General features: G+C 43.0%; 21 protein-coding genes and 1 riboswitch. Of the genes, 7 read left to right on the top strand and 14 right to left on the bottom strand.

The window, feature by feature from the left end; translation table 11 throughout:
- The first annotated feature begins 50 nt into the window (after window positions 1-50).
- The 3 genes from ABD894_RS01965 (at window position 51) to ABD894_RS01955 (ending at window position 2,176) form a co-directional block, all read left to right on the top strand.
- Window positions 51-671 (top strand): histidine phosphatase family protein, encoded by a 621-nt coding sequence (locus ABD894_RS01965; protein WP_345209296.1) that lies wholly within the window; start codon window positions 51-53, stop codon window positions 669-671.
- An 11-nt stretch (window positions 672-682) separates the two neighbouring features.
- Window positions 683-1,432, top strand: coding sequence for a menaquinone biosynthetic enzyme MqnA/MqnD family protein (locus ABD894_RS01960; protein ID WP_345209295.1), 750 nt, complete (start codon window positions 683-685; stop codon window positions 1,430-1,432).
- A 285-nt stretch (window positions 1,433-1,717) separates the two neighbouring features.
- A complete protein-coding gene (locus tag ABD894_RS01955) occupies window positions 1,718-2,176 on the top strand; it encodes a hypothetical protein (protein WP_345209294.1) in 459 nt (152 codons plus the stop codon).
- A gap of 280 nt (window positions 2,177-2,456) precedes the next feature.
- Here ABD894_RS01955 and ABD894_RS01950 read toward each other — a convergent pair whose 3' ends face one another.
- The 12 genes from ABD894_RS01950 to ABD894_RS01895 form a co-directional block, all read right to left on the bottom strand.
- The gene (locus ABD894_RS01950) at window positions 2,457-3,707 is read right to left on the bottom strand and encodes a sulfate adenylyltransferase subunit 1 (RefSeq protein WP_345209293.1); all 1,251 of its coding nucleotides are present in this window, start codon (window positions 3,705-3,707) and stop codon (window positions 2,457-2,459) included.
- 140 nt (window positions 3,708-3,847) lie between these two features.
- Complete coding sequence (gene cysD, locus ABD894_RS01945) at window positions 3,848-4,756, bottom strand: sulfate adenylyltransferase subunit CysD (protein ID WP_345209292.1); 909 nt, start codon at window positions 4,754-4,756, stop codon at window positions 3,848-3,850.
- Between the two features lie 7 nt (window positions 4,757-4,763).
- Entirely contained in the window at window positions 4,764-5,468 is a 705-nt protein-coding gene (locus tag ABD894_RS01940) for a phosphoadenylyl-sulfate reductase (RefSeq protein ID WP_345209291.1), read from the bottom strand.
- 4 nt (window positions 5,469-5,472) lie between these two features.
- Window positions 5,473-6,984: a TSUP family transporter gene (locus ABD894_RS01935; RefSeq protein ID WP_345209290.1), complete on the bottom strand. Its 1,512-nt coding sequence runs from the start codon at window positions 6,982-6,984 to the stop codon at window positions 5,473-5,475.
- Window positions 6,968-7,750: a uroporphyrinogen-III C-methyltransferase gene (cobA, locus tag ABD894_RS01930; protein WP_345209289.1), complete on the bottom strand. Its 783-nt coding sequence runs from the start codon at window positions 7,748-7,750 to the stop codon at window positions 6,968-6,970. The genes ABD894_RS01935 and cobA overlap by 17 nt, the downstream gene beginning before the upstream one ends.
- Window positions 7,750-9,840, bottom strand: a complete 2,091-nt coding sequence (locus ABD894_RS01925) for a nitrite reductase (RefSeq protein WP_345209288.1) — start codon at window positions 9,838-9,840, stop codon at window positions 7,750-7,752. Before ABD894_RS01925 ends, cobA begins: the two co-directional genes overlap by 1 nt.
- A gap of 246 nt (window positions 9,841-10,086) precedes the next feature.
- The gene (locus ABD894_RS01920) at window positions 10,087-10,524 is read right to left on the bottom strand and encodes an RrF2 family transcriptional regulator (RefSeq protein WP_345209287.1); all 438 of its coding nucleotides are present in this window, start codon (window positions 10,522-10,524) and stop codon (window positions 10,087-10,089) included.
- A gap of 102 nt (window positions 10,525-10,626) precedes the next feature.
- Window positions 10,627-11,466, bottom strand: coding sequence for an MOSC domain-containing protein (locus ABD894_RS01915; RefSeq protein ID WP_345209286.1), 840 nt, complete (start codon window positions 11,464-11,466; stop codon window positions 10,627-10,629).
- An 82-nt stretch (window positions 11,467-11,548) separates the two neighbouring features.
- Entirely contained in the window at window positions 11,549-11,932 is a 384-nt protein-coding gene (locus tag ABD894_RS01910; RefSeq protein WP_345209285.1) for an acyl-CoA thioesterase, read from the bottom strand.
- A gap of 50 nt (window positions 11,933-11,982) precedes the next feature.
- Window positions 11,983-14,289, bottom strand: a complete 2,307-nt coding sequence (gene metE / locus ABD894_RS01905; protein WP_345209284.1) for a 5-methyltetrahydropteroyltriglutamate--homocysteine S-methyltransferase — start codon at window positions 14,287-14,289, stop codon at window positions 11,983-11,985.
- 174 nt (window positions 14,290-14,463) lie between these two features.
- A riboswitch (cobalamin riboswitch) is annotated at window positions 14,464-14,680 on the bottom strand.
- 131 nt (window positions 14,681-14,811) lie between these two features.
- Window positions 14,812-16,290, bottom strand: coding sequence for an OmpP1/FadL family transporter (locus tag ABD894_RS01900; protein WP_345209283.1), 1,479 nt, complete (start codon window positions 16,288-16,290; stop codon window positions 14,812-14,814).
- A 30-nt stretch (window positions 16,291-16,320) separates the two neighbouring features.
- The gene (locus ABD894_RS01895) at window positions 16,321-17,241 is read right to left on the bottom strand and encodes a hypothetical protein (RefSeq protein ID WP_345209282.1); all 921 of its coding nucleotides are present in this window, start codon (window positions 17,239-17,241) and stop codon (window positions 16,321-16,323) included.
- 103 nt (window positions 17,242-17,344) lie between these two features.
- Here ABD894_RS01895 and proS point away from each other — a divergent pair, with 103 nt between their 5' ends.
- The 3 genes from proS to ABD894_RS01880 all read left to right on the top strand — a co-directional run bounded on the left by proS (window position 17,345) and on the right by ABD894_RS01880 (window position 21,011).
- Complete coding sequence (proS, locus tag ABD894_RS01890; protein WP_345209281.1) at window positions 17,345-18,817, top strand: proline--tRNA ligase; 1,473 nt, start codon at window positions 17,345-17,347, stop codon at window positions 18,815-18,817.
- Between the two features lie 138 nt (window positions 18,818-18,955).
- Window positions 18,956-20,095 carry a cystathionine gamma-synthase gene (locus ABD894_RS01885; RefSeq protein ID WP_345209280.1) on the top strand — a complete coding sequence of 380 codons (1,140 nt, stop codon included), beginning with the start codon at window positions 18,956-18,958 and terminating at the stop codon, window positions 20,093-20,095.
- Between the two features lie 100 nt (window positions 20,096-20,195).
- The gene (locus ABD894_RS01880) at window positions 20,196-21,011 is read left to right on the top strand and encodes a TIGR02757 family protein (RefSeq protein WP_345209279.1); all 816 of its coding nucleotides are present in this window, start codon (window positions 20,196-20,198) and stop codon (window positions 21,009-21,011) included.
- A gap of 815 nt (window positions 21,012-21,826) precedes the next feature.
- Here the strand turns inward: ABD894_RS01880 and ABD894_RS01875 are convergent.
- Entirely contained in the window at window positions 21,827-22,051 is a 225-nt protein-coding gene (locus ABD894_RS01875; RefSeq protein ID WP_345209278.1) for a hypothetical protein, read from the bottom strand.
- A 255-nt stretch (window positions 22,052-22,306) separates the two neighbouring features.
- Window positions 22,307-22,735: a hypothetical protein gene (locus ABD894_RS01870; RefSeq protein ID WP_345209277.1), complete on the bottom strand. Its 429-nt coding sequence runs from the start codon at window positions 22,733-22,735 to the stop codon at window positions 22,307-22,309.
- 178 nt (window positions 22,736-22,913) lie between these two features.
- On the opposite strand from ABD894_RS01870, the gene ABD894_RS01865 reads away from it, so the two are divergent.
- A complete protein-coding gene (locus ABD894_RS01865; RefSeq protein ID WP_345209276.1) occupies window positions 22,914-23,390 on the top strand; it encodes a hypothetical protein in 477 nt (158 codons plus the stop codon).
- The last annotated feature ends 40 nt before the right edge of the window (window positions 23,391-23,430 follow it).

The following is a 23,430-nucleotide window of genomic DNA, read 5'->3' as shown; positions in this document are numbered from 1 at the left end:
CATTCAACACCTTTATCCTTTAACCTTTCAGCTTTAACCCCAAAAAAGGAATGATACTAAAAACACTATATATTGTCCGCCATGGACAAACTGATCTTAATAAACGGGGAATTGTACAGGGCCGGGGTATGAACACCGACCTTAACGAAGAAGGCCGCCACCAGGCTGAGCAATTTTTTGATGCCTATAAAGATGTAGCCTTTGATAAGATCTACATTTCTGAACTTAAGCGTACCCAGCAAAGTATCCAAAAGTTTATCGACCTGGGTTTGCCTTACGAAAAACTTTCCGGTTTAGATGAGCTGGCATGGGGTGTACTGGAAGGTAAACCAAGCACTCCCGAAAACAAAGTCGCATTTTTAGATTTGATGCGCAACTGGATGGACGGAAACCTCGACGTGAAATTTGAAGGCGGCGAAAGCCCCAACGACGTTAAACTACGCCAGGAAGAAGCCATTAAAACCATCATGAGCCATCCCGAAGAAAAAACAGTGCTGATATGTATGCACGGCCGCGCTATGCGTTTGCTGCTGTGTTTGCTTACCGGCCGTCCGCTTACCGAGATGGATAATTTCCCGCACCAAAACCTTGTATTATATAAGGTAGTATTTGACGGCGATAAATATGAGATCGTCGATTTTAATAATGCGAAGCACCTGAAGGCTTCCTGAACTAAGTATTTGTGAAAAAGATCAGAATTTCTGCAGTTAGTTACACTAACACCAAACCCTTTATTTACGGTATAGAACATTCCAACATCCTCAACAAAATTGATTTGAGTTTGGATATGCCGTCGGACTGTGCCCAAAAGCTTATTGACGACGAGGCCGATATTGGCCTTATACCTGTAGCCGCTATTTTAAGCCTGCCTGTATGGAATATCGTATCCGATTATTGCATTGGCGCTAATGGAGCCGTTAATTCGGTATTTATATTCAGTAATTGCGAGGCTAAGGATATTAAAACCTTACAGCTCGATCCCGAATCGCGTTCATCAAATAACCTGGCCCGTGTGCTGTTAAAAAATCACTGGAAGGTAAACCCGGAACTGGTTACCAGTGCCGCGGATTATACCACATCAACCGATGCTAACACAGCCTTTGTACAAATAGGGGACAGAACCTTTGGTAAAAAAGAGCAATACCCTTATGTATATGACCTTGCCGAAGAATGGCTGAATTTTAGCGGATTACCATTCGTATTTGCTGCCTGGGTTGCCAACAAAAATATACCGAAGGATTTTATGGACGAGTTTAACCAGGCGCTGAAGTTTGGTTTGGATAACAGGGCCGAACTATTTAAAGAAATGCCCAAACGCGATGATTTTGATGTGGAGGATTACCTGATGCATAAGATTGACTTCGAACTTACTGATAATAAGGAGCGGGCGCTGCACCTTTTCCATAATTATATAAAACAACTTGATAAGTAATTAGATACTATTGATAGTTACTTTTTGTAATTATCAATAGTTATGTTGCTAAAACGGTTATTTATATTCAGTTTGTTACATAAGAGGGTTTACTTAGTGTATAAAATACAATAAGTAAACCCTCGTTTTTTTACGATATTGTAAAAAATACACTATGTAAATTGAAATATTTTTCAAAATTTAAAATTAAATCCATTGTGTTATGATATTTTTATAAAAATTCAATTTTATTTACGTTATTGATAACGTTGCCTTATCTTTGTTATGGATTTAAAATTTAAGACAATGAAAAAATTATTAATTATACCAGCAATCATCGGACTATTAGTAACAGGTGTATATGCTGCCGATAAAACAAAAGTCGCAGACAAAGAAGACGAAGTTTCTTACGCTGTATTAAACCAGTTCAATGCTGACTTTAGCGATGCTAAAAATGTAAAATGGACTGTAAACTCAAATTGCCAAAAAGCTGAGTTTGTAGTTGATGGCGTTAAAAAGACTGCTTTCTACAACTTACAAGGCGACTTTTTAGGTACTACTCAAGCTGTTGAGTATAAAAAAGTATCTGCAAGGGCACAAAAAGAAATTGCTAACAAATACAAAGGTTACGTAGTAAGTTCAGTTATTGAAATGAGCAACGACGAATCAACCGAGCATTTTGTTGATCTGAAAAATGACAAAGAAGAATTGTTAGTTAGGGTTAGCCCAACTTCAGCAGTTTATTTCTTCAAACAAGTAAGATAATAACAACCTCATAAAATTACAGCAAAAAGGCTGTCACCAATTGGTGACAGCCTTTTTTGTTTTTGACGGTTAATCAAAATCGCGTCATTGCTTCGTATCTACCCATGACGTGTTAAAAAAAACTGTCATTCTGAACGTAGTGAAGAATCTTCTTCGCTATGCTTATCTGCGATAGATGCTTCGTTCCTCAGCATGACAGTGGAGAGTGGTTGTAAGCCACCGTCATTTTATTTTCAAAGTCCAAAAAGAATTAAAACTCTCAATGGACGCGGTTGTTTTCTTAATCAGCGTTAGCTCTTAGCATTAGCGCGCCCACGGTTAGGTTGGTGCGATTATCTACCAATATAGCGCCGCCATTGGCTTTGTTATCCTGGTAAAGATCAAATGCAAGCGGATCTGCTGTTTTTATGATGATTCGGCCAATATCGTTCAGCTTAAAATCTTCGTCGTATTGTTTTTCGAGTGTATTGATATTTATTTTGTGCAGTACCTCTTGTATGCGGCAACGGGTTACTTTGCTGTTGTGTTGTATAAAATAGGTATGTGAGGTATCAAGCGCGCGGGTATCCATCCAGCAAAGGTCGGCCTCAATTAATTGAGATACCTGTGGTTGCTGGCTGCTATTCACTAACAGGTCGCCACGGCTAATGTCAATCTCGTCGTTCAGGTGTATCGTAACCGACATACCTGTTGTAGCAGCTGCGGGTTCGCTGTCCAATACCTCAATTTTAGATATCGTACTGCTAAAGCCCGATGGCAAAACGGTCACCTTATCATTCACATGGAATGAACCGCTTAATACACGGCCGGCATATCCACGATAATCATGCAGCTCTTCTGTTTGCGGGCGAATAACCCATTGAACAGGCAAACGGGCATGTGAGGTAGTAATATCTACCTTTATCTCTACATTCTCCAGGTAATCAAGCAGGCTTTCATCTTCGTACCAATCCATATTGGTTGATTTGGTTACTATGTTGTCTCCCTTAAGTGCGCTTACCGGGATGAACTTTACATTTTCGAGGTTCACTTTAGCGGCCAGTTCAAGGTAATCTTTAACAATGCCGTTGTAAACCTCTTCGCTGTAATCAACCATATCCATTTTATTAATGGTTACGGCAACCTGTGGCATGCCTAATAACGATACCAGGTAGGAGTGACGGATAGTTTGTTCGATCACACCTTTACGCGCGTCGATCAGGATGATGGCCAAATCGGCATTTGAAGCGCCAGTAACCATGTTACGGGTATACTGTATATGGCCGGGGGCATCAGCAATGATGAACTTACGCTTATCGGTATTAAAGTATTTGTATGCTACGTCTATAGTAATGCCTTGCTCACGTTCGGCTTTAAGGCCGTCGGTTAATATAGCAAGGTCAATGCTGCCGTCGTCGTTTTTGCGGTTTGATGAATGCAGGGCCTCTAACTGGTCGGCTAAAATAGCGCCGCTATCATAAAGTAAACGACCAATAAGTGTGCTCTTGCCATCGTCAACACTACCGGCGGTTATAAATTTTAATATATCCATAATATTTTTATTTCATATTTCGAATGTGGTTATTATTTCGAATATCGGATGTTCGATCTCGAATTTTCCCTTTATTGTTCTTATCATCTGCACATCTGCATATTCGCACATCTGCACATTATAAAACTGAACATTCGAATTTAGAAATAACCTCCTTTCTTACGGTCTTCCATAGCTGCTTCTGATACTTTGTCGTCCATACGTGCGCCACGCTCACTGATTTTTGATTCGCTTATCTCGTTGATAATGTCGTCGATATGATAAGCATGTGAAGCAACAGCGGCAGTACAGGTCATGTCGCCCACGGTACGGAAACGTACGTTGCGGCGCTCAATAATGTCCTCTTCGTCCATATTTAAAAAGGGAGACGCTGCCATTAGTTGTCCGTTGCGGATAATGGTTTCACGCTCATGCGCGAAGTAAATAGAAGGGAGTTCAATATTTTCGCGGCGGATATAATTCCACACGTCAAGTTCTGTCCAGTTACTGATCGGGAAAACCCTTACGTTTTCGCCTTTATGTATTTTGCCGTTGTATAGGTTCCATAATTCGGGGCGCTGGCGTTTAGGGTCCCACTGACCAAATTCATCACGTACCGAAAAGATCCGTTCTTTTGCTCGGGCCTTTTCCTCATCACGGCGTGCACCGCCAATGCAGGCATCAAACTGATGTTTGGCAATGGTATCAAGCAGGGTTACTGTTTGCAATGCGTTGCGACTGGCGTTTTTTCCTTTTTGTTCAACTACTTTGCCTTCATCAATAGAATCCTGTACGTGGCCAACAATCAGCTTTTCGCCAAGGCGGGCTACCATTTTGTCGCGGTACTCAATAGTTTCAATAAAGTTGTGGCCGGTATCAATATGTACCAGCGGAAAAGGGAATTTACCCGGACGGAATGCTTTTTCGGCAAGGCGCACCAGGGTGATAGAATCTTTACCGCCCGAGAAAAGCAGGGCGGGCTTTTCAAATTGCCCGGCTACTTCCCGCAGAATGTAAATAGCTTCTGCTTCAAGTTCGTCTAAATAATTAAGGTGGTTGTTATTACTCATTCGTTTTTTATTTTACTGCATGCAGGCCGCACTCTTTCTTTGATTGATCTTCCCACCACCAGCGTCCGGCGCGAAAATCCTCGCCTTCCTGTACTGCCCTGGTGCAAGGCAAACAGCCAATGCTGGGGAAACCCCTGTCATGCAATGTATTATATGGTACGTTGTATTTCTTTATATATTCTTTTACGTCGTCAAGTGTCCAGCTGTAAATAGGGTGGTACTTCACCAGTTGGTTCTGTTCATCCCACTCCACATTATCCATAAACTGACGGTTGGCCGATTGATCGGCCCGGATACCGGTTACCCAGCAGTTGTTACCGGCCAATGCGCGCTTTAAAGGTTCAATTTTGCGGATCCCGCAGCATTCCTTACGGTTATCAACCGACTCGTAAAAACTGTTTGGGCCTTTGGTATTTACCATTTCTTCTACCAATTCGTGCTTAGGGTAATAAGCGTGTATTGGTTTGCCGTACATTTCCATGGTGCGGTTCCAAACATAATAAGTTTCGGGGAATAGCCTGCCGGTTTCAAGCGTAAATATTTTAATGGGCAGGTTATTGGTAAATATCATGTGGGTGATCACCTGATCTTCCCAGCCGAAGCTGGTTGAAAATACTATTTCACCCGGAAATCTTTCGGCCAAAAGCCTTAAAGCCTCTACCGGGTCAAGGTTGCCCACTTGTTGTTTTATATTCTGAGCTAATTCACTCATTGTATTAAATCACTTTTGTTATAAAGGTAACAATGCTTTTCAGGCTGATCAATATTACAATGATACCAACTGAAACCATAATTACTTTTGTAGATATTTTATTTGAGATACGTGCCGCAATAGGTGATGCCAGCGCGCTGCCTATAATAAGGCCTGCAACTGCATCCCAATGCGCATTCTTCAGCATGGTAACGAATGTTAAAGAACTCATCAATGCTATAAAAAACCTTGATAGTTTTACCGTGCCTAATGAAAACCTCGGGTTGCGGCCGCCTGCTATAAGGCTTGATAATACGATAGAGCCCCAGCCACCGCCGCCAACCGCGTCAATAAATCCACCGCCTAAACCTAACAACCCGATCTTTTTTATCTTATCCGCCGATTTTTTAGGCTTATTGTTAAACGCCTTGGATAATATAACGCCACCCAAAATAAGGGTGTATAATGATACGAATGGCTTTGAATACTGGCTGTAATGCTCTAAAGATGAAAGCAGATAAGCACCTGTAACAGCGCCAATTATACCGGGTATTAAAAGTAACTTGAATAGCTTCCAGTTTACATTGCCCATGCGGTAATGCATCCAGCCGGCTATGCCATTGCTCATCACTTCGGACAGGTGAACGGCCATACTCGCCGATGCGGGTGGTATCCCCATTGACAATGAAAAGGTAGTTGAAGTAACCCCGTACGACATGCCGATAGCACCATCTATCATCGAAAATATAAAACCGGCTACCAGGAAGTAATAAAATACCGGGTCAAGCTCCCGTAAATATAATTGAAATGCCGGCTCTTTAAACCATAATGAAAGCAACGCGATAGTGATGCACGATACCGACGTTAGCCAGATAAGCCAGCGTAGATATAGTTTATTGGGCGCGGGCGCTTTTCTTTCGGTAAGCACCGCCGTAGCTTCGTTAAGTTGCTGTACTTTAGATGCAAAATCTCCGTTAAGTGAATTTCTTAACTCGTTCATTTGCTGCAAAGTAATATCTATCTCATCAGGTATTTCTTTATTCAGATATTCCTTGATGCGCTTGGCTACCGTAGGCGATTTTCCGTTGGTTGATATAGCAATTTTAAGGTCGCCTTTTTTCACTACCGAGCCTAAATAGAAATCGCACAACTCGGGTTTATCGGCAATATTGATCAGGAGCTTACGGTCACGCGCGGCCTGCCTGATGTAGGTATTTAAGTCGTTATCGTTAGTGGCGGCTATTACAATATCGGCACCGTCAAGATCGTACTCGTCAAATGTTTTATTAATGATGATCACCTTGCCGTATTCGGCAGCCAGTTGATGTACCTCGGGCAATATCTCTTTGGCAATAACAGTAACCTTTGCAAACGGACTGTTATTAAGTACGGTGGTCAGTTTTTCTAAACCAACCTTACCGGCACCAATAAGTACGGTATGCAAATTATTCAGCTTGATAAAAACAGGGAACAACTGATTGCCCTCTGCCTCATTCAATTGAACAGGGTTAATATTATCTTTAGGCAAGAGTGTCATATAATGCTTTGATAGGTTGAAATTGAGGATGCAGGGATACTACTTCTCCAAAAACAATAAGCGCCGGTGAGGTAATGTTGTTTTCCTTCGCCATATCAACAATGGTATCAACCACGCCTACAACTATTTTTTCGTTAACGGTTGTTCCGCTTTGTATCACTGCCGCGGGTAGGTTGTTTTTACCTTCAGCCTTGAATATCTCGGTAATTTCGGCCAGTTTATGAATGCCCATCAGTACTACCACGGTAGCCTTGCTTTTGGCGGCATCAATCAGGTCGGCAGATATTTTACCATTGGCGGTGGTGCCTGTAACTACCCAAAAGCTTTCGCTTTTACCACGATGGGTAACGGGGATACCCTGCAATTCAGGTACGCCAATTGAGCTTGACACACCCGGAATTACCTGCGCCGGGATATTATTTTCGGCAGCAAATTCCAGTTCTTCAAACCCACGGCCAAATACAAATGGGTCGCCGCCTTTAAGGCGAACCACGTGGCCGTAATTGATAGCGTAATCAACCATTAGCTGGTTAACCACGCTTTGCGAATAAGTATGATCGCCGGAGCGTTTGCCTACGTATACTTTTACAGCATCGGCAGGGGCAAAGGCCAGTAATTCTTCGTTAACTAAAGCATCATACAAAACAACATCAGCTGCTTGTAACGCTTTAATGCCTTTAAGGGTGATCAGATCGGTATCGCCGGGGCCTGCGCCAACTAAGGTGATCCTGCTGATCTTATTTTGGTGGTTAGTAGTATTGCTCATTATTTTACCAATGCCTCTCTTCTCTCTTTGCTGGTATTTAAAAATTCGGTAGCCATAGCTAGGTACTCAGTGGCAAACTCTTCAGTAGGTTCGTTTTTATTGATCTGTAATACAAGATCGGTAAAAGAACCGTTCAATTCAAATTCTCCGGTTGATACGTATTGCGCGTCAAACTCTTTAATTACACCTGCCTGTGTGCTGCTGTTAACGCCTTTATCAAGCAATAAAGCTTTAGCCGAACTTACGAATACGCTGTATCCGTGATAGATAGCATCGGCCCAGGCGCCACGTTTGTAAGCGTCGTTAGCCCAGCCCAGTTTCTCTTCCGATTCGTATAGCAAGGTAGCTACCAGGTCAATCACCACACCGGCACACTCGCCCACGCCAATGGCGGTAACAAATGTTTCTTCGTGGCCCCAGTCAACAAATTCTTCATCGGTAAGGGTAGTCAGGTCGGCCAGTGGTTTAAGCAGACGATAGAAATAGTCTTTACCCTGTCTGTCATAATAGTTATGGAAAACCTCATCGGCAATGGAGTTGGTTTTATAATCATCCAATACTGATCTTAAAACGTGAGTAGCCCTTTTTGCAGGTACTTTTACCACGCGTTCGGCAGCGCGGCCTACACCGTTACCTACCGTACCGCCACCCAGCATTACCTGTACTGATGGCAATACCCGTGTACCGGCTTTAAGCGAACTCCCATGCAAGCCAATATGCGCCAAACCATGCTGACCGCATGAGTTCATGCATCCGCTTATTTTTATTTTGATATCACGGTTATAGATCAGGTCTTCATACTCGGTGTAAATTACATTTTCGAGCACTTTAGCCATGGTCATACTGTTCGATATACCTAAGTTACAGGTATCAGTACCGGGGCAGGTGGTAACATCGGCCACACTATCAAAACCCGGTGCAGAAAGATCAATAGAAGTTAAACCTTCGTAAAGTGCAGGCAATGCCTCTTTACGTACATATTTTAATAGTAAGCCCTGGTTTTGGGTGATGCGGATCTCATCGGCAACTAAGGGCCTCAACACATCAACCAATTTGCGGGCAATCTCTGTAGAAATATCGCCGATAGGCACTTTAACGTATACACCGTAAAAGCCTTTTTGCTTTTGCTCGAAAACGTTGGTAGCCAGCCATTGCTCGTAACGCAGCGGATTGCTGATGCTAACTTCCGGATAATTGGCAGTTATAGGCAACGCCGGTTCAGCAAGCGCGTCGCGGTTAACGGTATATGATTTTACCTTTAAGGCTGTGCGTTCTTCTTTAGCCAAACGCAGCACTTCATCTAAACCAAGTTTTTGTACAAGATATTTTAAACGGGCTTTGTTACGGTTGTTACGCTCACCATGGCGGTCGAATACACGGATGATCGACTCTATGTAAGGGATCATCTGATCTTCGGGCAAAAACTCTTCTACAATGTTAGCCAGCAGGGGTTGTGCGCCTAAACCACCACCTAACATCACTTTAAAGCCTCTTTCGCCGGCGGCGTTTATTTTCGGGATGAAACCTAAATCGTGGATGTAAGAGTAAGCTGTATCATCATCATTGGCCGAGAACGACATTTTGAATTTACGGCCCATTTCCTGGCAGATTGGATTACGCAAAAAATATTCAAATGTAGCGTGCGCGTAAGGCGAAACGTCAAACGGTTCGTTAGGGTCGATGCCTGAAGTAGGTGAGGAGGTTACGTTACGTACGGTATTACCGCAGGCTTCGCGCAGGGTAATATCATCGCGCTCTAAACGTGCCCAAAGCTCGGGTGTACGATCGAGGCTAACGTAATGGATCTGGATATCCTGACGTGTGGTAAGGTGCAGGTTGCTGCTGCCATACTCGTCGGATATATCAGCAATGGTTAATATCTGCTTAAAAGTTATTTTACCAAAAGGCAGTTTAATGCGCACCATTTGCACGCCGGGCTGCCGCTGGCCGTAAACACCTCTCGCAAGACGTAAACTTCTGAACTTTTCATCATGTATCTTACCCTCCCTGAACAACCTTATCTTCCGCTCAAGATCGATAATATCATTTTCAACAATGGGGTTCTCCAGTTCTGTTCTGAAGCTTTGCATAATAATGGTGGTTTTATTTATTATAAAAAAGCCCCTTCCGCGTAAGGCTGAAGGGGCATATATTATTATCTTATATACTTACAGCCATAAATTGCCATGTGCAGTACAGCACCACAGCATCATATTGCAATATTTTGTTTCATTTAAGGCCATCTAATGTTACAAATATATATATACTACACCGAAATTGTAGTATATATTTCAAAATTGCATTGATATGAGATTGTCCCATATCAATAGCTGTGCTTAGATCTTGTCTATCAGCGTTGTCTCTCTCGAAATAACATCGGCAATACTGGTTTCCGAAAGCACTTTCAGCGTAGCATCGCGCACCTCAATAAACACATCGCGTATGCCGCAGGTAGTTTCCTGGTGGCATTCATCGCATTTGTGATAAAAGTTAAGGCTGGCGCAGGGTACCATAGCGATAGGGCCATCGGTAATACGCATTATGCTTACTAAGTAAATATCTTTCGGGTCTTTGTTAAGACTATACCCGCCACCGGCTCCCTTTTTGCTATACAAAAAGCCCGCGTTGCGCAGGTCGAGCAGTATTTGTTCCAGAAACTTTTTCGGTATTTTTTCCTCCTCTGCAATTTTTGATATTTGCATTGGTGGCTTATCCATGTTCTTACCCAGGATAACTAATGCTTTAATAGCGTACTTTGTTTTTTTCGATAGCATCGTCTAAAGATACAATTTGCAAAGATATATAAAGAATACGTACTACATAGACTAAAAAGTATAAAGAAAACTCAATATCCTGTCAGTTTGTTTTATATGCGGTTATGCCGGGGATGCGTTTACCAGAAAACGTTCTTCATTATGCAGGGTGATATTTTCGAGCGTGTCGCCTACGCCGATAGCGCCTGTACCTTTGTGTACGATGTTTTGGCCGAAGAGTATTTTTTTATTTTTATTACGATAACCGGCTAATGCCTTTAGCGGTTGTTTGCCTTTTTCGGCAGTGTTTTGGTTAATGGTGGTCATTACGCAGCGGGCACAAAGCTTTACACCAAAAAAGTTGATGCCATTAATGTCAAAGCTTTTCAATATATCCTCATGATAAGGAGCCCCACCAGTAAATACGATGTTAGGCCGAAAGCGATCCATCGGCAATGCTTCATCAATCCGGCTGTTCAGGTCATCAAGCGATGCCTGGCCGATGAGCAGGAAAGGGTAGCCATCGGAAAAAGAAGTGATCTCGCCATCGCTGGTGTATTTTTCGTCGGTTTTGCGGTGGCTGTCATCGGGCATGTAAACCAGGCGGCAGCTTATCTCCAATACTTTACTAAACCAGGCGTCAACTTCATCACTTACATAAACAGCGCTACAGGTATCATCCCAAACGGTTACTTCGCAGCTTTCGTTAACTACAGGAACAAAAGGGATAAAAACGTTTTCTCCTGTGGTTTTGTGGGTAACGCGCAAGCCTGTATCCTCAATACTTACACCCAATAAAGCCATTTGATGAAACTCACGTTGCGATACAAAGCGGTTATTGGCATCTACCAGCATCCAGCGGCGATCATGCTCCAGGCCGCGATCTGTCACCACGGAGTTGTCGAGTGAAATTCCGCCTAACGACTTGATAGGGTAAGTGTATATGGCGCTTATGCTAAGCATTGTTCGTGTTGGAATTGTTTAAGATGTAAAAATATCAAACACAATTGTTTTTATTAGCGTTCATTAGCCTTAAGTTGACGATTTATATCACCTTTACCGGATTCTTATGCTCATCAACCGCCACAAGGGTAAACGTGCCGGTGATGGCTTTCTCGCGAAACTCTGAATACATTTCTTCAATATAAATATCTACCGATACCTTTAAACTGGTATTACCTACATGTATTACACGGGCTACCAATTCAATAATGGTACCTGCCGGGATGGATTTGTTGAAGTCGATACGGTCTGAAGATACGGTAACCACTCTGCGGCGACTGAAGCGTGTTGCGGCTATAAAAGCTACCTCGTCCATCAGTTGCATGGCCATGCCGCCAAATAAGGTATCGTAATGGTTGGTTGTATTAGGGAAAACTGCTTTAAATATTCTTGTTTCTGATTGTTGTATTCTTTCTTCAATATCCATGGGCGCAAAGGTAAAAATACCGTGCACTTGAGGTGCACGGTATTGTAAAATTAAACAGTTTCGGGCTGTGTGGTTTTTTCGCGGGCCTGTTTGGCCGCGTCAACCATGTTTTTAAGCGCCTGTTGGGTTTCGGGCCATTTGCGGGTTTTGAGGCCGCAATCGGGGTTTACCCATAGGTTTTGTACAGGTAACAGCTTAGCCGCTTTTTCAAGCAGGCTTACCATTTCATCAATTGTAGGCACCCTTGGCGAATGTATATCATATACACCCGGACCAATTTCGTTAGGATACTCAAAGTTTGAAAAAGCGTTCAGCAGTTCCATTTGCGAGCGTGAGGTTTCTATTGTTATCACGTCGGCATCCATGGCAGCAATATTGGTGATAATGTCGTTAAACTCGCTGTAACACATGTGGGTATGGATCTGCGTTTCGTCCTGCACGCCACTCGCCGAAATGCGGAACGCGCGGATAGCCCAATCAAGGTAGGCAGGCCAGTCGGCTTTGCGCAGTGGCAAACCTTCGCGCACTGCGGGTTCGTCAATTTGTATTACGCCTATGCCTGCTTTTTCAAGCGCCACCACTTCATCGCGAATGGCTAAAGCAATTTGATTGGTTGTTACCGAACGCGGCTGATCATCACGCACGAACGACCATTGCAAAATGGTGATAGGGCCTGTAAGCATGCCTTTCATCAACCTGTCGGTTTGCTGTTGGGCAAAGCTGCTCCAGCGCACGGTCATATCTTCGGGGCGACTAACATCGCCATAAATAACCGGCGGCTTAACGCACCTGCTGCCGTAGCTTTGTACCCAGCCATTCTTGGTGAACAGAAAACCATCCAGTCTTTCGCCAAAGTATTCTACCATGTCGTTACGTTCAAATTCGCCGTGTACCAGTACGTCAAGGCCAATTTCTTCCTGCCAGCGTATGGCGGCAATTGTGGCCTGTTCAATGGCAGCATCATATTGTTCAGCGGTTATCTCCTGTTTTTTTAGTTTTGCCCTCAGCTGACGGATATCATCAGTTTGGGGAAACGATCCAATGGTAGTTGTAGGGAAGAGTGGGAGTTTAAAACGCTGCTGCTGCAATTGCTGACGTACCGGGAACGCGCTTTTACGCTCGGCATCGCTATCAGTAATAGCCGCCACACGATCTTTCACGATAGTTTTGTGTATTAAGGTAGATTTTTGACGTGCCGCTATAGTCTGCTGATTAGCAGTTAACAGTTCGGTATTGCCGTTGGCTATCTGGTGCAGTTCCTGCACTTCGTGTAGTTTTTGTTTGGCAAAGGCCATCCAGTTTTTAATTTCCGGGTGGATCTCGGTTTCCTGGTCAAGATCGAAAGGCGTGTGTAATAACGAGCACGATGGCGCTACCATCACCCTGTCGGCACCAATGGCCTCAACAGCCCGGTTAATCAGCACCAGCGATTGGGTATAATTGTTTTTCCAAACATTACGTCCGTCAACCACACCTAATGATAGTATCAGGTTATCGGGCACCAGGGCCAATACTTCTTCCAGTTGTTGCGGAGCCCTTACCAGGTCGATATGCAGGGCATCGACAGGCAGGTTAACGGCAAGCTGGGTATTATCAAGCAGGCCTTCAAAATAAGTGGCTACTAAGAGTTTGACGCCATTGCATTGTTTGGCAATTTCTTGGTAAGCGTATACGTAAGCCTCTTTTTCTTTCTTGCTTAAATCTAACGAAAGAAAAGGCTCATCCAGTTGTATCCATGTAGCGCCATAGCTTTTTAGCTGGTTAATTACCTCAACATACACGGGTACCAATTTTTTGATCAGGTCGATCTTTTCAAAGCCGCTTTCTTTTTCTTTACCCGCCAACAGGTACGATACCGGGCCTAACAGAACAGGTTTAGCCGCCTTGCCTGCAATTTGGCGGGCATGGTTGTATTCGGCATAAATTTTCTCTGAAAATACCTTGAATTGTTGATCGGCCGTAAACTCGGGTACAATGTAATGGTAATTGGTATCAAACCACTTGGTCATTTCCATGGCGGTAATATCCAGCCCGTCTTTTTGATAACCACGTGCCATAGCAAAGTACAGGTCGAGCTCGTTGTTGTTAGAAACGGACGATAGCACAGGTGTATACCGTGTTGGTATCGCGCCAAGCAGCAGGCTCATATCAAGCACCTGATCGTAATAGCTAAAATCGTTAGAAGGTACCAGGTCGATACCCGAATTAAGCTGTAATTGCCAGTTTTCTTCCCTGATCTTGCGTGCTACCAGGTTAAGTTCTTTCTGATCAATTTTGCCTGACCAATACTGCTCGCAGGCTTTTTTGAGTTGTCGGTGGCTGCCCATACGTGGGTAGCCGAGGTTGTTTTTGAGCATACGCATAAAACTTTAGTTAAACATTAAATTGATTTTAATGCTCCTTACGTTTTCGGTATGCTTTCGGTAATTTGGGATAGAAACGGCTACACGGCAGCATACAGCACCCCAATTGTTGGGCGCCATAAAGGTTCCGGGTAAGTCCGTTGACTAAGCTTCAATCGCGAAAGCATTGTCTTTTTTACAGCAGTGGCAAGTATCCTGGCTTGTTTTATTATTAAAGGCCTTCCCATTTGCGCAGGGGCAAACAGTGACATAGTATTTAACAATTACGGGGATAGGGTATAAGCCCAAACCCGTTAAAACTTACAGTTGCGCGACAGCCCGTGATTTACACACGGTTCCTTTTTAATACCGGAATTAACCGGTAACCTCTGTTGCTGGAAGATTTTTCTTGTAAAGAACGTTTCGTGGCAAATATATCCGTTTAGCTTTTACCAATCAATAGCGAATAGGTAAGTACTTACAAAAAAGGCCCGCTGTAGTACACAGCGAGCCTTTAAATAGTTAGTTATAAGTATTTTAGAACCTGTACGATAAAGTGAGATATAAGTTATCGTTAGTCTTTTTCAAGAATGACGCAGGGCTTGCATCGCCAATTTCGTAAGGATATATGGTTTGTGAACCTGTGATATGCGCGTAGGTGGCATCAACAGAATAAGGACCCGAACGGAAACCTATACCGCCTGAAGCTGTTTTAATTGACGAACCAAAATCGCCCCTGTTAGGGTTGCCTTGTACGCCATAACCGCCACGCAGATAAGCAAAACTGCTTAAACGTGCTTCAGCACCAACGTGCGCGTTAACAGTACCTTTATATAAACTCTTAATGTTATTATTATCATCGGTACTGTTGTAGCTGTCGTTACTCATCAACTTGGCCGATGAATAATCAACATACTCCACATCGCCCGATATAAAACCGAATTGTTTTATAAACACGGCTAAACCACCGGCTACTTTTAATGGCGTACGGAAATCGTATTCTAAAGGATAATTTTCACCGTCCTGGAAAGTATTTGAACCTATTATGCGGGTATCTAAACGCTCGGCGTAAGAATCCTGCATGTTATACCAGGTTGGTGATGTGAAGTTAAAACCTAACCTTACAGCTTCAACCGGTTTATAGATCATACCTAATTTCAGGTTAACGCCTGTTCCTTTAGTATATTGATCTTGTGTAAATACCGAAGTGAAATTGTGGTTTACGTCGTTGCCGTTTTCAAGTAAGGAAACATCGCCGTTTTCAATAAAGCTGGTGGTTGAGTTATACCTGATGCTGGCAATACCAATAGCACCGCCAATGTACAATTTGTTACTGTAGTTAGCACCCAAAGCCAGGTTAAACTCCGATTGACTGCCCGTACGGGTTATCGTTCCATTCTGCATTACATTATTGTTGCCACCGGCAATAACATTACTGCGGTATTCAGAACTATTAGCGCCTACCGAATAAAGATCTATCAGTTTTTGTCTGTACGCCCAATCGCCTAACAAGTCATCAGCGCTGTTATTGGCCCTGTTAGCGTAATAATCACTTATTGAGCTGGCGTTGTTATTAGCACCGTAGCTTACGTTCTCGTAAAAATCATTAGTACGGGCGTAGCCTAAACCAAAGTTAACGCTGAGCCAACCTTTGGTTTTATCGGCATTACTATTATTAAGGCGCGAATAAAATACCGCGGCAACATTGTTAAGGTTCCCTGTATTTTTCTTATCCGCCATGGTACTGCCTAAATACGTCGCCTTGGTTTTTTGCATGTCATATTCAGGCGTAAGGCTGATCTCTGATTTGGTAAAGAAACCTAAACCGGCAGGGTTGCCGCTTACCGAACTTAAATCGCCGCCTATCGCAGTACCAGCACCACCAATTGCCTTTATGCGCGCGGTTGACCCGTTTAATGTTTGCGAAAAACGGATAGCATCCTGCGAATATTGGGCATAGCTATTTTTGGAGATCGCTACTATAGCGATCATGCTTAATATATATCTGATTTTCATAAATATAGTGTGAAGAAGCTTTAGATTAAATTATGGTCTAACCGGGCGTCCGCCGCCACCACCGCCACTGCTGCCACCGCCGCCTCGTGAACCACCGCCTGAATTGCTTGATGGTGCCGGAGCAGAACGCTCAACCTGCGGTTGATAGCTTGGTGTTTCCCTGGTAGGGCGTGTTACACGTGCATCGGTATTTGGGTTTCTGCCATTGGTTGCGCTTGGGCGGCTTGTAGCTGTACCATTGCTACCGGTTCCGCTAAGCCTGTTTGGCCTGTTAGGGTAGTAGTTGTTATCGGTACGGCCATAACCTGCTGCATTTGGCCGGCCATTGGCTAAAGCGGTGCCCGGTCTGCCTGTACCGCGTGATGGGCGGGGAGTACCCGAATTGCGATAAGCAGAGTAGATGCCCCAATATGGATAACCGCCGTAGCCTGTACCCCAGTATGAATAGCCTAAACCGCCATAGCCGTATCCGTAAGGATAACCACCATAACCAAAACCACCGTAGCCCAAGCCAAGGTTCCATCCCCAGCCGCCGTATCCGTAGCCATAACCAAGGCCAAAGCCTCCGCCATAACCGTAACCGCCGTATCCAAACGCGCTGTTAAACGGTCCGTAACCATAATACAGGTTATCATAGTAACCGAAAGGAGAGTAGTAGTTGAAACGGTTTATACGCGAGGCGTAATCGTCGTAATAGTAATATTCGTCGTCGGTAGCATAATAATCATCCTGGTAACCATCGGTAGCGTAACCTACGCCATCCCCGTCGCCGTTATCACCCTCATCACGATAAACAGGTCGCTCGGCATATACCGGCGCGTTGCCCGCTTTAGCTTGCGTATTATACACATCGTCGCCGTCGCTTTGGTTTGATGCAAGCTTTGTAGTAGCACAGGAACTCAGCGCTATAGCGCCAATTAACATGATTCCTCTCGTAATATTACGTTTCATTGATATGTTTAGTAAAATGTTCGAACCCAAATAACCGATAAATTTATAAATTTGACGGCACTATATAATAATAGTAAGGTCAAATTCTATTCCAAATATAAAAATGAGTAAAGGTATTATTAGTAAAGACGAAGATTATTCGCAATGGTTTAACGAGTTAGTAATTAAAGCTGATCTTGCTGAATATTCACCTGTGCGGGGCTGTATGATCATTAAACCTTATGGATACTCCATTTGGGAAAATATGCAGGCCGTACTGGATAAGATGTTCAAAGATACAGGACACAGCAATGCTTACTTCCCGTTATTAATACCCAAATCGTTTTTTTCAAAGGAAGCCAGTCACGTAGAGGGCTTTGCCAAGGAATGCGCGGTTGTTACTCATTATCGCTTAAAGAACGATGAGAACGGACAAATTGTTGTAGATGAGGATGCAAAATTGGAAGAAGAATTAATTATTCGTCCAACATCCGAAACCATCATCTGGAATACCTATCGTGGCTGGATACAATCGTACCGCGATTTGCCTATTTTGGTGAACCAATGGGCCAACGTAATGCGCTGGGAAATGCGAACACGTATGTTTTTACGCACCAGCGAATTTTTATGGCAGGAAGGGCATACCGCCCACGCGACAGCCGAAGAAGCGATAGCCGAAACCGAGCAAATGCTGGGTGTATATGCCGATTTCGCTGAAAATTGGATGGCAGTACCGGTGGTTAAAGGTCGCAAAACCGCTAACGAACGTTTTGCAGGCGCTTTAGATACTTACTGTATTGAAGCTTTAATGCAGGATGGTAAAGCGTTGCAGGCCGGTACATCGCACTTTTTAGGGCAAAATTTTGCCAAAGCTTTCGATGTTAAATTCACCAGTAAAGAAAATAAGCTCGATTACGTTTGGGCTACCTCATGGGGGGTATCAACCCGTTTAATTGGCGCGTTAATTATGGCGCACTCTGATGACGCGGGTTTGGTGTTGCCTCCAAAACTGGCACCTATACAGGTAGTTGTTGTGCCTATTTACAAGCACGACGAAGAACTGGAAAACATTACCGCTTATGTTGATGCTTTAAGTAAAGAGTTAAAAAGCAAAGGCATTTCAGTTAAGTTCGATAAACGCGACACCCATCGCCCGGGTGCAAAGTTTGCCGAGTACGAATTAAAGGGTGTGCCGTTGCGCGTAGCTATCGGCAGCCGCGATATGCAGAACGGTACGGTAGAACTTGCCCGCAGGGATAACAAAACCAAAGAAACGGTTAACCAGGAAGGTTTGGCCGGCCATATAGAGCAATTGCTGGAAGAAATTCAGGCCAATATCTACAAAAAGGCATTTGATTTCCGTGCGGAGAATATCACCGAGGTTGATACTTACGATGAGTTTAAACGCCTGTTAGACGAAAAACCGGGCTTCCTGTCGGCGCACTGGGATGGTACGCCGGAAACAGAGCAACGCATAAAAGACGAAACCAAGGCTACTATACGTTGTATCCCCTTAGATAATAAACTGGAAGACGGAAAGTGTATTTTAACAGGTAATCCGTCAACACAGAGGGTACTTTTCGCAAGAGCTTATTAATACGAGTTGTGGGTTGTATGTTGTAAGTTGTAAGTAATGGAATTGGAGAGGTAATACATTGCCGGCAATTACATTATGTGCTTACAGCTTTGTGGTTAACATACAACTTACAACACACAACTTACAACATACTAAAGAATGAAATTCGCAACTAAAGCAATACACGCAGGGCAGGAGCCCGATCCAACTACAGGCGCTATCATGACGCCTATATACCAAACATCTACCTACTGGCAAAAAACGCCGGGCGATAATAAGGGTTATGAATACTCGCGTGGTACTAACCCTACCCGCAAAGCGCTTGAAGATTGTCTTGCAGCATTGGAGAACGCGAAGTTCGGTTTGGCATTTTCGAGCGGTATGGGTGCTACTGATGCGGTAATGAAGTTACTGCAACCCGGCGATGAGGTAATTACCGGCGATGATCTGTATGGTGGTTCATACCGCATTTTTACCAAAATATTTGCTAACTATGGTATCAAGTTCCATTTCATCAGCTTTGCTGATCCTGAAAATGTAAGGAACTATGTGAACGAAAATACCAAAATGATATGGGTGGAAACGCCAACCAACCCAACCATGCAAATCGTTGACATTGAAGCGGTAGCTAACATAGCCAAAGAGAAGAATGTGAAACTGGTGGTTGATAATACATTCGCATCGCCATACCTGCAAAACCCTATCGACCTTGGCGCTGATATTGTAATGCATTCGGTGACCAAATATATCGGTGGTCACAGTGATGTGGTAATGGGCGCGTTAATGCTGAACGATGAAGAACTGTATAAAAAACTATGGTTCATTTATAATGCCTGTGGCGCTACACCCGGCCCTATGGACAGCTTTTTGGTATTGCGAGGTATAAAAACCCTGCACCTGCGCATGAAAGCGCATTGTGAGAACGGCCGTAAGGTTGCCGAATTTTTGAAAGATCATCCGCGTGTGGCAAAAATATATTGGCCCGGTTTTGAAGATGCTCCGGGGCACGAAGTGGCTAAAAAGCAAATGCGCGATTTTGGCGGCATGATCTCCATCACCCTTAAAGATGCTACATTAGAAGACACCTTCAGGATAGCCGGTTCATTTAAAGTATTCTCATTGGCCGAATCATTAGGCGGTGTAGAATCGCTGATCAATCACCCGGCCACCATGACACATGGCTCTATCCCTAAAGAGGTCCGCGAAAAAGTTGGCGTGGTGGATAGCTTGCTGCGCTTAAGCGTAGGAGTGGAGGATATTGACGATCTGCTGGATGATTTAAAACAAGCTTTGGCCTAAGCTTATAATATTTGTGTCATTGCGAGGTACGAAGCAATCTCGTCGTATGTGTTACTACGACGCGGCTTTGTACCTCGCAATAATGTTTAAATAGTGTTGCATGATAGATAATCTCAAAGTATTCTTCGATTCAAAAGTAGCGCAATACAACCGCCCCGATTTTATTACTAATGATCCGGTTTGTATACCGCATTTGTTTACTAAAAAGCAGGATATCGAGATCATGGGCTTTTGGGCTGCTACACTGGCCTGGGGCCAAAGGGTTACTATCATAAAGAAGTGCAGGGAACTGATCGCGCTGATGAACGGCGCACCTTATGATTTTATCATGAATCATGAGGATCTCGATCTTAAAAAGCTGCTTAGTTTCAAGCATCGTACTTTTAACGACATAGATACGCTGTATTTTATATCATTTTTCAGGTATCATTACAGTAATTATAAATCGCTGGAAGACGCGTTTATACCCCCCGGCCCCCTGAAGGGGGAGTTGTTGAGCAGTCCGAATAGTATGGCCGTTAATTCTGCAAATGGGGGAGTAGAGGCTTACCTCAATTATTTTCGCTCGTACTTTTTTTCGCTGCCCGATTTTCCTCATCGCACTAAAAAGCATGTATCGTCGCCCTCGCAGAAATCCACCTGCAAACGCCTTAATATGTTTTTGCGTTGGATGGTGCGTAAGGATGATAACGGTGTTGATTTCGGGATCTGGAACCGCATTAAACCTTCGGAACTGATATGCCCATGCGACGTGCATGTTGACCGTGTGGCGCGCAAGCTGATGCTCATCACCCGCAAACAAACCGACTGGCAAACCGCTGTTGAATTAACCGCCCGCCTCCGCGAGCTTGACCCTGCCGATCCCGTAAAGTATGATTTCGCTTTGTTCGGATTAGGGATAGAGGAAAAGTTTTAATATTTTCCCGGCTTTGTATACCCTGCTTTGTATGGCTGATAATTTATCTGCCTTAACCTTTGCTTAATTAAGTGTTAAAACTGTATTTATTATAATACTTTATTGATACTTATTTACAGGTGTTTTTTATGTGTTAAATTAACGTTAAATAATGTTAAAAACTATTTACTGTCATGTTATTGTGTAAAATGATAACAGTTTTATATATTTACATATTATCTAACCAATAATAAACCTATATAAGGCATGTACCACCCCCGGTATATGCCTTTATTTTTAATATTTAAAATGATCAGGCTGATACTATATTAACAAACAGCCTTTAAGAAACTGATTTAACTTTTACCTAATTGAGTTGCCGCGACGAAAAGGAGTGGAGGCGAGCCGGAATAAAATAAGGAGTAGTTGAGATTTGTATATACCAGTTGTTTAACCGCATGTTTGGCTTAGTGTAAATTATTTTTTGTAAGCTATTGTATTTGTGAAACTTAAATGGTTATATTTACAACACAATACCAATTGCAAACCTAATAAGACATATTCTGATGAGTATGTCTTTATTTTTAAGCCATAGCTAAAACGTTTTATAAATATTACAGACAAATATTTTTTTGTACTCACTCTTCGCAATTATCTTTATTGCCCGTGATAATGCTTACTTATTAATTAATGATTATTTATGTTTTATTACAGTGATAGGCAATAAGAGGAGGTTTTTGAGTGAAATAGGTTAGGCGGATAGTGACTTCAAAAAATATAGTAAATAAAAAAACGCCGGTAATTGCTTACCGGCGTTTTTTTATCAGGCCTTTTGTTTACCAGCCTGAACCTTTTTTAGCGTTACCATTTTTGATATGCTCTTCAGCTTTTGCTTTACCTAAAATTGCAGCCAGGTTGTTACCATCTTTATCTTTACCTGTTGCAATGTACCTGCCCGATTTTACGTCGATTACCGGATCAACAATTGGTACATTTTTAGTTTTTGTTTTTACAGAATAGGCGGTGATTCCCGCTGTTTCTTCTTTGTTAGCTGTTGCCATAATTAGATTTTTGTATTGTTTTTGTTAAGTAAACCCCTTTCGGGCAATGTTTGTTTTAGCAAACATAAACGATTGTAGCTAACTAACGAATAGTAGCCACTATTATTTCAGTATTATTTATGCACAAAATGACCATTTTTCACATTTTTTCTCCATTTATGAGATAAACACGCTTTAACCTACCGTTAAATCACCCACTTTTGCACAGTTAAAAGACCTGTGCTTAGCACACAGGTCTTAGTATAAGCTATATAATTATCCCCTCGGTGTAGTTGGAGAGGTTGGTGTTGTAGGTGAAGTAGTAGGCGTAGTCGGTGTTGTTGACGGCGGCGTGGTTGGGCTCGTAGGGCTGGTTGTAGGCGCCGGTGTTGCCGGGTTAGTAGTCGGCGATGTTGCAGGCGACGTAGCCGGACTTGTAGGGCTCGTTGTTGGCGTAGCCGGATTGTTTATCGGGTCGGTAGCCGGGGTTGGTGTTACCGGCGGCGTTACAGGTTGTGTAGTAGGAGTAGTCTCCTTGCTAGCAGGTTTAACCTGTTTCGTTTTTGATTTTGCAGGCACCGTATCCTGTGCACTTACATTATCCCTGTTAAAAATTACTTTATTTTCTGTTGCTCCGTTAGCAGTTGCATATTCAAACGCGAAGGCTGTACCCACTGCTAATATCATTAAACTTACTTTTTTCATGGTGTTTGTTTCTTTATTGTTATTATAATTAACCTAAAGCTATAACCGTGCCAATGCCGGTAACAATACCTTAAAAAATGTGTCATAGTAACAAATTCAACGTACTCAAAAAACATTGTTAACGTTAAACTTTTTTAACGCTTCTTTGTATATCAATCAAACGATTATAACTTATAACATGAAAACCAAAGTATCATTTATATTGCTGGCGCTGGCCTTTGCCGCATGTACATCCAAACAAAAAAATTATAATAATGATACCGCAGGTGCTGATAGCGGTCAAACCGATGTAGCAACTAAGTCGTCTCCGGGGCATATTTGCTTTTTACATACCGAGGGAACAAGGCAGCAGGATACCACCTTTGTGCACTTAATAATTGACGGCGACAAAATAACCGGGCAAATGAACTGGATCCCCAGTGAAAAGGACAGCCGTAAAGGTACCATAGAAGGCACACAGGATGGTAATACCATTAAAGCTATATGGACTTACAGCCAGGAAGGAACTAAAGATACCATGGCCGTTGAATTTGATTTTCCGGGCGACAGGTTAGTACAAAAACCTTTTACAGCTAATAAAAAAACAGGCAGGCTGCAAACCGATGCTAAAGCAGCTTACAGCATCAACTTTGAAAAGGTGAATTGCAAGCAATAACCATTGCATAGTATTACAAAAGGGGCTTTATTTGATATTA

This window comes from Mucilaginibacter gynuensis (genome assembly GCF_039541195.1).
In the GTDB taxonomy this organism is placed as follows: domain Bacteria; phylum Bacteroidota; class Bacteroidia; order Sphingobacteriales; family Sphingobacteriaceae; genus Mucilaginibacter; species Mucilaginibacter gynuensis.
This window is presented reverse-complemented; position numbering and strand designations above follow the sequence as displayed.

Bases quoted from the DNA above. Each gene is read 5' to 3' on its own strand.
- ABD894_RS01965 (WP_345209296.1), top strand. From the start codon at position 51: ATGATACTAAAAACACTATATATTGTCCGCCATGGACAAACTGATCTT.
- ABD894_RS01950 (WP_345209293.1), bottom strand. From the start codon at position 3,707: ATGGATATATTAAAATTTATAACCGCCGGTAGTGTTGACGATGGCAAG.
- ABD894_RS01940 (WP_345209291.1), bottom strand. From the start codon at position 5,468: ATGAGTGAATTAGCTCAGAATATAAAACAACAAGTGGGCAACCTTGAC.
- ABD894_RS01925 (WP_345209288.1), bottom strand. From the start codon at position 9,840: ATGCAAAGCTTCAGAACAGAACTGGAGAACCCCATTGTTGAAAATGAT.
- cobA (WP_345209289.1), bottom strand. From the start codon at position 7,750: ATGAGCAATACTACTAACCACCAAAATAAGATCAGCAGGATCACCTTA.
- ABD894_RS01880 (WP_345209279.1), top strand. From the start codon at position 20,196: ATGATAGATAATCTCAAAGTATTCTTCGATTCAAAAGTAGCGCAATAC.
- ABD894_RS01870 (WP_345209277.1), bottom strand. From the start codon at position 22,735: ATGAAAAAAGTAAGTTTAATGATATTAGCAGTGGGTACAGCCTTCGCG.
- ABD894_RS01915 (WP_345209286.1), bottom strand. From the start codon at position 11,466: ATGCTTAGCATAAGCGCCATATACACTTACCCTATCAAGTCGTTAGGC.
- metE (WP_345209284.1), bottom strand. From the start codon at position 14,289: ATGCTCAAAAACAACCTCGGCTACCCACGTATGGGCAGCCACCGACAA.
- ABD894_RS01920 (WP_345209287.1), bottom strand. From the start codon at position 10,524: ATGCTATCGAAAAAAACAAAGTACGCTATTAAAGCATTAGTTATCCTG.
- ABD894_RS01865 (WP_345209276.1), top strand. From the start codon at position 22,914: ATGAAAACCAAAGTATCATTTATATTGCTGGCGCTGGCCTTTGCCGCA.
- ABD894_RS01895 (WP_345209282.1), bottom strand. From the start codon at position 17,241: ATGAAACGTAATATTACGAGAGGAATCATGTTAATTGGCGCTATAGCG.
- ABD894_RS01910 (WP_345209285.1), bottom strand. From the start codon at position 11,932: ATGGATATTGAAGAAAGAATACAACAATCAGAAACAAGAATATTTAAA.
- cysD (WP_345209292.1), bottom strand. From the start codon at position 4,756: ATGAGTAATAACAACCACCTTAATTATTTAGACGAACTTGAAGCAGAA.
- ABD894_RS01900 (WP_345209283.1), bottom strand. From the start codon at position 16,290: ATGAAAATCAGATATATATTAAGCATGATCGCTATAGTAGCGATCTCC.
- proS (WP_345209281.1), top strand. From the start codon at position 17,345: ATGAGTAAAGGTATTATTAGTAAAGACGAAGATTATTCGCAATGGTTT.
- ABD894_RS01935 (WP_345209290.1), bottom strand. From the start codon at position 6,984: ATGACACTCTTGCCTAAAGATAATATTAACCCTGTTCAATTGAATGAG.
- ABD894_RS01885 (WP_345209280.1), top strand. From the start codon at position 18,956: ATGAAATTCGCAACTAAAGCAATACACGCAGGGCAGGAGCCCGATCCA.
- ABD894_RS01875 (WP_345209278.1), bottom strand. From the start codon at position 22,051: ATGGCAACAGCTAACAAAGAAGAAACAGCGGGAATCACCGCCTATTCT.
- ABD894_RS01955 (WP_345209294.1), top strand. From the start codon at position 1,718: ATGAAAAAATTATTAATTATACCAGCAATCATCGGACTATTAGTAACA.